Source organism: Methylobacterium sp. 13MFTsu3.1M2 (genome assembly GCF_900112625.1).
GTDB lineage: Bacteria > Pseudomonadota > Alphaproteobacteria > Rhizobiales > Beijerinckiaceae > Methylobacterium.
On record NZ_FOMM01000023.1, the window covers coordinates 14,087 to 25,622 of the forward strand.

An 11,536-nucleotide genomic window follows, 5' to 3' on the forward strand; every position below is an offset into this window, starting at 1 on the left:
GCCCGCGCTTCGCAGGGCCGCGGCGAGCCTAGGATGCGGCGGCGCGCGGCGATACCCCGGGCGGAAAACGACTCGGTGCAAACGTCACCGGCCGGTCCCGACCGGCCCCTTGTGATCCGTCGGAGCGCGGGTACAGTCCGGGCCAAGCCCGCGAATATAAAATTCGGGCACTGGGATGAGGGAACGCCGATGTCCGAGACCGTGCGCGCCGCCGCCCGGGTTGCCCCGATTCGGCGCACGCTGCCCGCGCTGATCGCCGCGGGGCTGGTCGCCGCCGGGCCCGTCCGGGCCGCGGACCCGATCAAGATCGGGGTGATCGCCGAGGCGCAGTCGGTGGCCGGGGCCTCGATCCCGCAGGCGGTCCAGCTCGCCGCCGACGAGATCAACGCCAAGGGCGGCATCGACGGGCGCCAGATCCAGGTCGTCACCTACGACGACAAGTCCTCCGCCTCCGACGCGGTCCGCGCCTTCCAGCGGGCGGTCTCCGAGGACAAGGTCAACCTCGTCATCGCCAGCTACATCTCCGAGGTCGTGCTGGCGCTGATGCCCTGGGCGGCCCGGCTCAAGACGCCGATGATCACGCCCGGCGCGGCCTCGAACGAGATCAGCGTCGCGGTCCACAAGGACTACGCGCGCAACAAGTACACCTTCCACGGCTACCTGACCTCGCACGCCCTGGCGCAGGCGGTCTGCGATTCCGCCAAGGAGGTGCTGGTCGAGAAGCTCAAGGCCAAGACCGCCGCGATCATGAGCGAGGACGCGGCCTGGACCCGGCCGCTGGACGCCGCCTACCAGGAATGCCTGCCGAAATCCGGGCTCAAGGTGGTCGAGCACGTCCGCTTCTCGCCGGACACGGGCGACTTCACGCCGATCTACAACAAGATCGAGGCGGCCAAGCCCGACCTGATCGTCACCGGCATCGCCCATGTCGGCGTGCAGCCGACCGTGCAGTGGCAGAACCAGCAGGTGCCGATCGCCATGACGGGGATCAGCGGCCAGGCGACCTCCTCGACCTTCTGGGCCAACACCAACGGCGGCACGCAGGGCGTGCTGTTCGACAGCGTGGCGGTGCCGGGCGTGGCGCTCACCGAGAAGACGATCCCGTTCGCCGAGGCCTTCACCAAGCGCTTCGGCGGCGCGCCGTCCTACGCGGGCTACATGGCGTACGACGCCACGCACTACGCGGCGGAGGCGGTCAAGCGGGCGGGCTCCACGGAGGCCGACAAGCTCGTCGACGCCCTGGAGAAGACCGACTACGTCGGCACCGTCGGGCGCCTGAAATTCTACGGCAAGGACGAGCCGTTCACGCACTCGATCCAGTACGGGCCCGGCCTCATGACCAGCGTCCTCGGGCAGTGGCAGAACGGCAAGCAGGTGGCGATCTGGCCGGCCACCACCGCCAACGGGACCATGATCCTGCCCCCTGCGGTGAAGGCGGCGGGACGGTAACCGGGCGGGGAGAGCGCGATGATCGGCCTCCAGATCCTCGTCGACGGTTTCGCGATCTCGTCCCTCTACGCGCTCGGCGCGATGGGCTTCACTCTGATCTTCGGGGTCTCGGGCGTCCTCAACCTGACCCACGGCGCCCTGATGGTCATGGCCGCGGTGGCGGCCTGGGCGGCCTCGGCGCTGTTCGGCCTCGGCTCCTACGCGGGCGCGGTGATCGGCATCCTGTGCGGGCTCGCGGGCGCGCTGGTCACCTACTTCGCGGTGGTCGCGCCGATCGAGCGCAGCCGCGCCATCCCGCGAGAGGAGAAGGAGATCTTCGTGCTCACGGGGACGCTGCTCTGGGGGATCATGATCCAGGAGCTGGTAGCCTACTTCTTCACCGATAACCCGAAGACCGTGCTGCCGATCGTCGAGGGCGTCTTCGAGATCGCCGGGGTGCGGACGCCGAGGAACCAGGTCTTCACCGCGGTGATCTGCTGGGTGGTGATCGGCCTGCTCTGGCTGTTCGTGAATCGGGCGCGGGCCGGCAAGGTCCTGCTCGCCGCCTCCATGAATCCGCGGGGCGTCACGCTGCTCGGCCACGACATGGGCAAGATCTACGTGGCGGTCTGGGCGATCTACGGCCTGCTCGCCGGCACCGCCGGGGTGCTGCTCGGGATGTTCCTCGGGGTATCGTCGTACTCGGTGGGGCCGCTCACCGCGAGCGCCTTCTCGATCGTGGTGCTGGGGGGCCTCGGGAGCGTCACCGGCTCGCTGATCGCCGCCTACGTGGTGGGCTACCTCGAGACCGCCACCGCCTACCTGATCTCGCCGGCCTACCGGGTGATCCCGGCGCTGCTCCTGCTGGTCGCCGTCATGTACCTGCGCCCGCAAGGTCTGCTGGGGCGGCGGTGATGGTTCTTTTTGCACCCCGGGTGTCCAGCCCGCGCACTCATCCTGAGGTGCGGCGAAGCCGCCTCGAAGGAGCCCTCCAGCCGGCCGCGCGATCCCTGGAGGCCTCCTTCGAGGCCGCTGGCGCGGCACCTCAGGATGAGGGGCGTGGGTGGGAAAGGCCTCTGCGCCGAACGAGCCGGATCGCTGCCGTGTGCGAGGCCACCCCATGAAGCTCCTCACCACCCCCGGCTTCTGGATCGCGATCCTCGCCGTCCTGGCCGCCGCCACCCTGCCCTGGTGGGTCTCCGGCTACATCCTCGGCCTCCTGACCATCGCCTACTATTTCGGCGTGTTCTCCATGGCCTGGGACCTGCTCTTCGGCTTCGCCGGCGAGGTGAATTTCGGACCGACCTTCCTGATCGGCCTCGGGGCCTACGGCGCCGGCATCCTCAACAACCGCTACGAACTGCCGATCCCCTACTGCCTCGCGGCCGGGACCGTGCTCGCCGTGGTCGGCGGCCTCGCCCTGGCGCTGCCGGCGCTGAAGGTCCGCGGTCCCTATTTCGGGCTGATCACCCTGGTGGCGGTCCTGCTCCTGCAGAACATGATCGTGGTCTTCTCCGGCCTCACCGGCGGCGAGATCGGCCTGACCGTGCCGGATGTCATCTCGATCGACGCCGACACCAATTACTGGTTGGCGCTGGGCTTCATGGCGGTCTCGGGCCTGATCCTCACCGCCATCGCCCGCTCGCCCGCCGGGCTGATCCTTCAGGCCGCCGGCCAGGACCCGGTGGTGACCGGGGCGCTCGGCTTCAACGTCGCCAAGCACAAGCTCGCGGCCTTCGCGGTCAGCGCCGCCTTCTCGGGCCTCGCGGGCGGGCTGGTGGTCTTCTACATGGGCACCGCCTCGGTCGGCACGCTGATCAACACGTCGGTGGGCGTGCAGGTGATCATCGCGGCGGTGCTCGGCGGCCGGCGCACCATCGTGGGCGCGGCGCTCGGCGCCGTGTTCCTGATCGCGGCGGGCGAGCTGCTGCGGCCGCTCGGCGGCCTCTCGACCTTCGTGGTCTCGGCGGTGGCGCTCCTCGTGATCCTGTTCGTGCCCTCGGGGCTGCTCGGCCTCGGATCGCTCCGGAGAGCCCGATGACCGTCGCCGTCGCGCCCCCGCCGGCCGTGTCGCCCGTCATGGCCGAGCCCTGCCTCACCGTGCGCGGCCTGACCAAGCGCTACGGCGGCCTCGTCGCCGTCAAGAACATCGACCTCGACCTGCGCCCGGGCGAGATCCTCGGGCTGATCGGCCCCAACGGCTCGGGCAAGTCCACCGTGATGAAGCTGATCATGGGGCTGGAGCGGCCGAGCGCCGGCTCGATCCGCCTCGACGGCACGGAGATCGGCGGCATGCCGGCCCACCGGGTGGCGCGCTCCGGGATCGGCCTCGTGTTCCAGCACGCGCGGCCGCTCCAGCGGCAGACCGTGCTGGAGAACATCAGCCTCGCGCTCCTGCCCGACAGCCTGATCCGGCTGGCGGCCGACCCCCACGTGGCGCGGCGCGCGAGGGAGATCGCCGAGCGCGTCGGCCTCGGCGCGGTCGTCGACCGGCGCCCCGGCACCCTGCCCTTCGCGGATCTCCGCCGGCTGGAGCTCGCCAAGGCCATCGCCCGCGACCCCCGGGTGGTGCTGGTCGACGAGCCCTTCGCGGGCCTGACCGGCGGCGAGGTCGCGGCCTTCTCCGAGCTGATCCGCGGCTTCCGCGACGAGGGCAAGGCCGTGCTCCTCGTCGACCACAACGTGAAGAGCGTCGCGGCCATCGTCGACCGGGTCTTCGCGATGTATCTCGGCGAGCGCATCGCCGAGGGCTCGGCCGAGTCGGTGATGGCCGACCCGACCGTGCGCCGGGTCTATCTCGGCGGCAGCATCGAGACGGCGGCCCGGCCCGAGGCGGCGTTCAAGCCCGACTCGCTGCTCACCGTCGAGGGCGTCGACGTGCTCTACGGCAAGGCGCAGGCCCTGCGCGCCGCCTCGATCCACGTCCACGAGGGTGAGTTCGTCTCGGTGGTCGGCCTGAACGGCGCCGGCAAGACCACGCTGTTCAACGCCATCTCGGGCCTCGTGCCGCACACGGGCACGATCCGGTTCGACGGCCGGGACCTCTCCCGGATGAAGCCCGCCGCCATCGCCCGGGCCGGCATCGTCCAGGTGCCCGAGACCCGGGAGCTGTTCGGCGACCTCAGCGTGCGCGAGAATCTCGACCTCGGCGGCCAGCACTTTCCGAAGGCCGAGAGCGCCAGGCAGCGCGACTGGCTCTACGAGCTGTTCCCGATCCTCAAGGACCGCGAGTCGCAGAGCGCCCGCACCCTGTCGGGCGGCGAGCAGCAGATGCTGACCATCGCCCGGGCGCTGATGATGCGCCCGCGCCTCCTGATCCTCGACGAGCCGACGCTGGGCCTCGCCCCGGTGATCCTGGAGCTGCTGTCGAAGGCGCTGGAGAAGCTGCGGCAGACCACGCCGATCACGGTCCTGCTCGGCGAGCAGAACGTCACCTTCGCGCTCCCCCACGCCGACCGGGTCTACGTGCTGGAGCAGGCGCGGATCGTCTGGGAGGGACCGCCGCAGCGTTTCGCCAGCGAGATGGGATCGGCCTACCTGTGAGGGGCGGTATCCAATTCACGCCCTCATCCTGAGGCGGCGGAGCGCAGCGTAGCCCTCGAAGGAGCCCTCCAGGGATCGCAGCACTCTCTGGAAACCTCCTTCGAGGCCCGCTGGCGCGGGCACCTCAGGATGAGGGTCTGGATCGGATGAGCCTCATCCTCGAATTCGCGCTTGCAGCGGCCTGAGCGGAGCGGACGCCGTGGATTTCAATCTCTCCCAGTCCCAGACCTACTGGCTGACCCGCGTCCGCGCCTTCATCGCCGACGCGATCCTGCCGGCCGCCGCCGCGGTGTCGGCCGAGCGCGCGCAGAGCCGCGAACCCTCCCCCACGATGGAGCGGCTGAAGGAGAAGGCACGTGCCGAGGGCCTGTGGAACCTGTTCCTGCCGCCCTCCGCCGAGCACGACACCGACGCCTATCGCGGCGCTGGCCTGACCAACCTCGACTACGCCCTCTGCGCCGAAGAGATGGGCCGGGTCGGGATCGCCTCGGAGGTGTTCAACTGCGCGGCGCCCGACACCGGCAACATGGAGGTGCTGCACCGCTACGGCACCGCGGCCCAGAAGGACCGGTGGCTGAAGCCCCTGATGGCGGGTGAGATCCGCTCGGCCTTCCTGATGACCGAGCCGGAGGTCGCCTCCTCGGACGCCACCAACATCAGCACGTCGATCCGCCGCGACGGCGACCACTACGTCGTCGACGGCCGCAAATGGTGGTCGACCGGCGTCGGCGACCCGCGCTGCAAGATCGCGATCCTGATGGGCAAGACCGACCCGGAGGCCCCCCGCCACCGGCAGCAATCGCAGATCCTCGTTCCCATGGACACGCCGGGCCTGCGCGTCGAGCGCCTGCTCCCGGTCTTCGGCTACGAGGACGCGCCCAAGGGACACGGCGAGGTGGTGCTGGAGAATGTCCGCGTGCCGGCCGGGAACCTGATCCTCGGCGAGGGGCGCGGCTTCGAGATCGCGCAGGGGCGCCTGGGTCCGGGCCGCATCCACCACTGCATGCGCACCATCGGGGCCGCCGAGGTCGCGCTGGAGGCCATGGCGCGGCGCCTCGTCTCCCGGGTCGCCTTCGGCAAGCGGATCAGCGAGCAGTCGGTCTGGGAGCAGCGGGTCGCGGAGGCGCGGATCGACATCGAGATGACCCGCCTCCTCTGTCTGAAGGCGGCCGATATGATGGACAAGGTCGGCAACAAGGGCGCCAAGCTCGAGATCGCCATGATCAAGGTGGCGGCGCCCCGGGTGGCGCTCAAGGTGATCGACGACGCCATCCAGGCCCATGGCGGGGCCGGCGTCTCGGAGGATTTCGGGCTCGCCAAGATGTACGCCCATATCCGCACCCTGCGGCTCGCCGACGGGCCCGACGAGGTCCACAACCGGTCGATCGCCCGGCTGGAATTCGGGCGCTACACCAACAGAAGCGAGGCGGAGCGCGCATGAGCGACGCCGACATCTTCTCCGGCGTGAAGCCGATCGAGCCGCGCCACCGGATCGACGAGGCGCGGCTCGCCGCCTGGATGGAAGGGCATGTGCGCGGCTACGCCGGGCCGCTCACCGTGCAGCAGTTCCGCGGTGGCCAGTCGAACCCGACCTACCGGCTCGACACGCCGGGCCAGGCCTACGTGCTGCGGCGCAAGCCCTTCGGCCCGCTCCTGCCCTCGGCCCACGCGGTGGAGCGCGAGTTCCGGGTGATCGGCGCCCTCTACGGCGAGGGGTTCCCGGTGCCGCGCCCCTTCGCCCTGTGCGAGGATCCCGACATCATCGGCGCGGCCTTCTACGTGATGGAGGCGGTGGACGGCGCCGTGCACTGGGACGGGGCGTTGCCCGGCCTCGATCCCCACGCCCGCCACCGGCACTATGCCGGCATGATCGCGACGCTCGCTCGGCTCCACGCCATCGAACCGGAGGCTGCGGGGCTCTCCGATTACGGCCGGCCCGGCAACTACTTCGCCCGGCAGGTCGACCGCTGGACCCGCCAGTACCGCGCCGCCGAGGACGGGCGCCTGGAGGATGTCGAGCGGCTGATCGCGTGGCTGCCCCGGACGGTGCCGGAGCAGCAGGGCGCCTGCGTGGTCCACGGCGACTATCGCCTCGACAACCTGATCTTCTCCCGCGACGGCGGCGTCAGCGCGGTGCTCGACTGGGAGCTGTCGACGCTCGGCGATCCGCTGGCCGATTTCAGCTACCTGCTGATGCAGTGGGAATTGCCCGCCGACGGGCGCAGCGGGCTCGGCGGCCTCGACCTGACGGCTCTGGGCATCCCCACCCGTGACGAGGCGGTGGCGCTCTACTGCCGGGCTGCGAACCGGAAAAACCTGCCCGACCTCGACTGGTACTTCGCCTACAACCTGTTCCGGCTGGTCGGCATCCTCCAGGGCGTGGCGGCCCGCGCCAAGGCCGGCAATGCCGCGAGCGAGCACGCCGCCGCCATGGCGGCGCGCGTGCCGAAGCTCGCCGAAGCGGCCTGGCGCTTCGCCGAGCGGGCGGGGGCCTGAAGATGGAGCTGTCCGGCCGCGTCGTCGCCGTCACCGGGGCCGCGAGGGGCATCGGCCGGGCGCTCGCGGTCGCGGCCAGGGCCCGGGGCGCGACGGTCGTGGCCCTCGACCGGGACGGGGAAGGGGCGGAGGCCGTGGCGGCGGAACTCGGCGGACGGGCCTTCGCGCTCGACGTCGGCGACGCCGAGGCGGTCAGTGCGGTCCTGGCGCGCATCGAGGCCGAGACCGGGTCGATCGCGCTCTACTGTTCCAACGCGGGCATCCTGGAGCGCGACCCCGATCCGGATCTGGCCACCTCCGCCGACCCGGAGAGCTGGGCGCGCGCCTTCGCGGTGAACGTGATGGGTCACGTCCACGCCGCGCGGGTGCTGGTCCCGCTCTGGCGCGCCCGCGGCGGCGGCGCGTTCCTCGGAACGGTCTCGGCGGCCGGGCTCTTGGGCCAGATCGTCAGCGCCACCTACGGGGCGACCAAGCACGCGGCGCTCGCCTTCCTGGAGCATCTCGCGATCGCCCATGCCGAGGACGGGATCCGGGTCGCGGCCCTGTGCCCGCAGGGCGTCGACACCGCCATGCTGGGGGAAGCCAGCGCCGCGTCGCGCGACGGCGTGCTGGCGCCGGAGGCCGTGGCCGAGGCCGCGTTCGACGGGCTGGCGGCGGGGCGCTTCCTGATCCTACCGCATCCGCAGGTGGCCGAGTACGCCCGCCGCCGGGCCGAGGACCCCGAGCGCTGGCTCACCGGCATGGCGCGACTGCGCCGCTCGATGCGGGTGGGGGCGTGAGGATGGGCGGCGTCCGGCGACAGCGTCCGCGGCCGGATGCGGCGCGGGTGCCCTCTCCCGCATGGGAGAGGGGGCGCGTCGCGACCTTCCTATCCTGTGGAACGAGGATCGAAGCCGTTCGCCGCTTCATCCAGCGCGGAGCCGTGCCATGTCGCTGTTCGATCTGACCGGCAAGACCGCCCTCATCACCGGCTCGTCGCGGGGCATCGGACGGGCGATCGCCCTGCGGATGGCCGAGCACGGCGCCCGGGTGGTGATCTCGTCGCGCAAGCGCGAGGCCTGCGAGGCGGTCGTGGCCGAGATCGAGGCCGCGCACGGCGCCGGCCGCGCCGTGGCGATTCCGGCCAGCATCTCGGTGAAGGAGGAGCTGGAAACTCTGGTCGCCGAGACCGAGAGCCGGCTCGGCCCGGTCGACGTGCTGGTCTGCAACGCCGCCAGCAATCCCTATTACGGGCCGCTCGCCGACATCTCCGACGCGCAGTTCCGAAAAATCCTCGAGAACAACGTCCTGTCGAACCACTGGCTGATCCAGATGGTCGCCCCCGGCATGGTGGCGCGGCGGGACGGCGCGATCGTGATCGTCTCCTCGATCGGGGCGCTCAAGGGCTCGCCGGTGATCGGCGCCTACAACGTCTCGAAGGCCGCCGACCTCCAGCTCGCCCGCAACTACGCGGTGGAGTACGGGCCCGCCAACGTGCGGGTGAACTGCCTCTGCCCGGGGCTGATCCGCACCGATTTCGCCCGGGCCCTGTGGGAGGATCCCGAGATGCTCGCCGCCACCACGGACGCCGCGCCCCTGCGCCGGATCGGCGAGCCCGACGAGATCGCCGGCGCGGCCGTGTTCCTGGCCTCGGCGGCCGGCCGGTTCGTGACCGGCCAGGCGCTCGTGATCGACGGCGGCGTGACCATCGCCCGATGAGCCCCGATCCCCGCATCCCCGCCGGCTGGCCGGCCCTACCCTTCCGCGAGGCCGAGGCGCGGCTCACCGCCTCAGGTGGGCCCTTCGCCATCGCCACGGTGCCGATCCGGGGTGTGCCGACCCGGATCTGGGAGAAGGCACCGCCGACGCTGGGCGACCTGTTCCGGATCGCGCGCGGCCACGGGGACAAGACCTTCGTGGTCTACCAGGACGAGCGCGTGACCTTCACGGGTTTCGCCCGCGCCGCGACCGCCCTGGCGCGGGCTCTGGTCGAGGCCGGCGTGCGCAAGGGCGACCGGGTCGCCATCGCGCAGCGCAACCTGCCCGAATGGCCGGTGAGCTATTTCGGCGCGCTGCTCGCCGGCGCCATCGCCACGCCGCTCAACGCGTGGTGGACCGGGCCCGAACTCGCCTACGGCCTGCAGCATTCCGGGGCGCGGGTGCTGATCGCCGACGGCGCGCGCTTCGACCGGATCGCCCCGCACCTGCGCGAATGCCCGGCCCTGGAGCGGGTCCTCACCACCCGGACCGCGCCGGACCCCCGGGCGACGCCGCTCACCGACATCGTCGGGCCGGTCCGGGACTGGGGCGCCCTCCCCGACCGGCCCCCGCCGGACGTCGCCCTCGACCCGGAGGACGACGCGACGCTGTTCTACACCTCCGGCACGACCGGCAAGCCCAAGGGGGCGGTCGGCACCCACCGGGCGGCCGCCACCACGGTGATGGCCTACCCCTACTCGGCGGCGCGCAGCGCCCTGCGCCGGGGCGAGGCGCCGCCGAAGCCCGACCCGGCCGCGCCGCAGCGGGCGGCGCTGCTGGTGATCCCGCTGTTCCACGTCACCGGCTGCCACGCGAGCCTTGGGGCGGCCCTCTACGGCGGCCACCGGCTGGTGATGATGCACCGCTGGGACGCCGCCGCGGCCCTCGACCTGATCGAGCGGGAGGGCTGCACCAGCGCGGGCGGCGTGCCGACCATCGCGTGGCAGCTCGCCAACGCGGCCCGGGAGGCCGGCCGGCCGCTGCCGACCCTCGAGGGCGTCACCTACGGCGGCGCCCCGGCCGCCGGCGACCTCGTGCGGGCGCTGGGCGAGGCCCTGCCGCGGGTCGTCCCGGGCACCGGCTGGGGCATGACCGAGACCTCGGCGACCTTCACCCACCACCAGGGCGAGGATTACCTCGCCCACCCGGAATCCTGCGGACCGCCCCTGCCGGTCTGCGAGGTGCGGATCCTCGATCCCCTCGGGCAGGATCTGCCGCCGGGCAGCGTCGGCGAGCTGTGCGTGAAGGGCCCGAACGTGGTCCGCGGCTACTGGGACGACCCGGCCGCCACCGCGGAGGTCCTCTCCGAGGGCTGGCTGCGCACCGGCGACCTCGCCCGCGCCGACGAGGAGGGCTTCCTGACCATCGTCGACCGGATCAAGGACATGCTGATCCGCGGCGGCGAGAACATCTACTGCTGCGAGGTCGAGAACGCCCTCTACGCGCACCCGGACGTGATCGACGCCGTGGTGCTGCCGGTGCCCCACCCGACGCTGGGCGAGGAGCCCGGCGCCATCGTGGTGCTGGCCGAGGGCGCCGAGACCGACCCGGAGGCGATCCGCGCCTTCGCGGCCGAGCGGCTCGCGGCGTTCAAGGTGCCGGTGCGGATCGAGATCTGGGACGGGCTCCTGCCCCGCAATCCCGCCGGGAAGATCCTGCGGGCGCCCCTGCGGGCGGTGTTCGCGGCGGGCTCAGCTCAGAACGGCTCGCCCTCGTCGTCCGGGCGATAGACCCGCAGGGTCCGGCCATCGGGGAACTGCACCGTCCGGCGGTGGACCACGACGTAGCCGGCGGCCTGGGCGCTGCTCAGGCGGTCGAGGCGGTCGTCGGTGTAGCCCTGGGTGTAGCCCTGGGCGTAACCCGGCTCGTAGCCGTAGCCCGGCCCGTAATTGTAGGCCCGGTAGCGGGCGTAGCCCTCCGGGGGCGGCGGCGCGGCGGCGACGGCCTGCGGGGCGGCCCGGACAGACCGGGCCGGCGCGGCGGCGACGCGGGCCCGGCGCGGCGCGGCGGCGATCCGCTTGGGCGCCACCGCCGCGCGGGCGGCCTTCCGCTCCGGCGCGCGCCGCACCGCCACGGCCTTCCGCCGGGCGGTGGCCGGCCGGGTCTCGGTCGCGGCGGCCGGCGTCCCGGTTGGAGTCGCGGCGGACGGTGCCGGCGGGGCGGCCTTCGTGTCCGTGGCCGGCGCCTTCGGGGACCCGGCCTTGTGGGCCGGCGGATCCGTCCATGTCGTGGCGACGGATTCGGCGGAGGCGCCGCCGATCCCGAGGACCAGCATGAGGGCGGCGAGGCTCGTTCGCGCACCGTGCGGCATGGCGCCCTCCTGTCATCGCGG

General features: G+C 72.3%; 10 protein-coding genes. 9 read left to right on the plus strand and 1 reads right to left on the minus strand.

The features are described from left to right. Nucleotides 1–189 precede the first annotated feature (189 nt). From BM314_RS21945 to BM314_RS21985, 9 genes are all read left to right on the plus strand, one after another. Nucleotides 190–1,449 carry an ABC transporter substrate-binding protein gene (locus BM314_RS21945; RefSeq protein WP_091682466.1) on the plus strand — a complete coding sequence of 420 codons (1,260 nt, stop codon included), beginning with the start codon at nucleotides 190–192 and terminating at the stop codon, nucleotides 1,447–1,449. A gap of 18 nt (nucleotides 1,450–1,467) precedes the next feature. Continuing rightward, nucleotides 1,468–2,343, plus strand: a complete 876-nt coding sequence (locus tag BM314_RS21950) for a branched-chain amino acid ABC transporter permease (protein ID WP_020095281.1) — start codon at nucleotides 1,468–1,470, stop codon at nucleotides 2,341–2,343. Between the two features lie 205 nt (nucleotides 2,344–2,548). Next, a complete protein-coding gene (locus tag BM314_RS21955; protein WP_020095280.1) occupies nucleotides 2,549–3,469 on the plus strand; it encodes a branched-chain amino acid ABC transporter permease in 921 nt (306 codons plus the stop codon). Further along, entirely contained in the window at nucleotides 3,466–4,971 is a 1,506-nt protein-coding gene (locus tag BM314_RS21960) for an ATP-binding cassette domain-containing protein (RefSeq protein WP_056524052.1), read from the plus strand. The genes BM314_RS21955 and BM314_RS21960 overlap by 4 nt, the downstream gene beginning before the upstream one ends. A gap of 199 nt (nucleotides 4,972–5,170) precedes the next feature. Next, nucleotides 5,171–6,412 carry an acyl-CoA dehydrogenase family protein gene (locus tag BM314_RS21965; RefSeq protein ID WP_091980194.1) on the plus strand — a complete coding sequence of 414 codons (1,242 nt, stop codon included), beginning with the start codon at nucleotides 5,171–5,173 and terminating at the stop codon, nucleotides 6,410–6,412. After that, the gene (locus BM314_RS21970; protein ID WP_091980196.1) at nucleotides 6,409–7,467 is read left to right on the plus strand and encodes a phosphotransferase family protein; all 1,059 of its coding nucleotides are present in this window, start codon (nucleotides 6,409–6,411) and stop codon (nucleotides 7,465–7,467) included. Before BM314_RS21965 ends, BM314_RS21970 begins: the two co-directional genes overlap by 4 nt. A gap of 2 nt (nucleotides 7,468–7,469) precedes the next feature. Further along, on the plus strand, nucleotides 7,470–8,246 hold the full coding sequence (locus tag BM314_RS21975; protein ID WP_091980198.1) for an SDR family NAD(P)-dependent oxidoreductase: 777 nt from the start codon (nucleotides 7,470–7,472) through the stop codon (nucleotides 8,244–8,246). A gap of 148 nt (nucleotides 8,247–8,394) precedes the next feature. Beyond that, nucleotides 8,395–9,165, plus strand: a complete 771-nt coding sequence (locus BM314_RS21980; RefSeq protein ID WP_020095275.1) for an SDR family NAD(P)-dependent oxidoreductase — start codon at nucleotides 8,395–8,397, stop codon at nucleotides 9,163–9,165. Further along, nucleotides 9,162–10,934: a class I adenylate-forming enzyme family protein gene (locus tag BM314_RS21985; RefSeq protein WP_091980200.1), complete on the plus strand. Its 1,773-nt coding sequence runs from the start codon at nucleotides 9,162–9,164 to the stop codon at nucleotides 10,932–10,934. Before BM314_RS21980 ends, BM314_RS21985 begins: the two co-directional genes overlap by 4 nt. Here BM314_RS21985 and BM314_RS21990 read toward each other — a convergent pair. Further along, nucleotides 10,901–11,515, minus strand: a complete 615-nt coding sequence (locus tag BM314_RS21990; RefSeq protein ID WP_091926024.1) for a hypothetical protein — start codon at nucleotides 11,513–11,515, stop codon at nucleotides 10,901–10,903. The genes BM314_RS21985 and BM314_RS21990 overlap by 34 nt on opposite strands. Between the last annotated feature and the right edge of the window lie 21 nt (nucleotides 11,516–11,536).

Bases quoted from the DNA above. Each gene is read 5' to 3' on its own strand.
- BM314_RS21990 (WP_091926024.1), bottom strand. From the start codon at position 11,515: ATGCCGCACGGTGCGCGAACGAGCCTCGCCGCCCTCATGCTGGTCCTC.
- BM314_RS21970 (WP_091980196.1), top strand. From the start codon at position 6,409: ATGAGCGACGCCGACATCTTCTCCGGCGTGAAGCCGATCGAGCCGCGC.
- BM314_RS21950 (WP_020095281.1), top strand. From the start codon at position 1,468: ATGATCGGCCTCCAGATCCTCGTCGACGGTTTCGCGATCTCGTCCCTC.
- BM314_RS21960 (WP_056524052.1), top strand. From the start codon at position 3,466: ATGACCGTCGCCGTCGCGCCCCCGCCGGCCGTGTCGCCCGTCATGGCC.
- BM314_RS21945 (WP_091682466.1), top strand. From the start codon at position 190: ATGTCCGAGACCGTGCGCGCCGCCGCCCGGGTTGCCCCGATTCGGCGC.
- BM314_RS21985 (WP_091980200.1), top strand. From the start codon at position 9,162: ATGAGCCCCGATCCCCGCATCCCCGCCGGCTGGCCGGCCCTACCCTTC.
- BM314_RS21980 (WP_020095275.1), top strand. From the start codon at position 8,395: ATGTCGCTGTTCGATCTGACCGGCAAGACCGCCCTCATCACCGGCTCG.
- BM314_RS21955 (WP_020095280.1), top strand. From the start codon at position 2,549: ATGAAGCTCCTCACCACCCCCGGCTTCTGGATCGCGATCCTCGCCGTC.
- BM314_RS21975 (WP_091980198.1), top strand. From the start codon at position 7,470: ATGGAGCTGTCCGGCCGCGTCGTCGCCGTCACCGGGGCCGCGAGGGGC.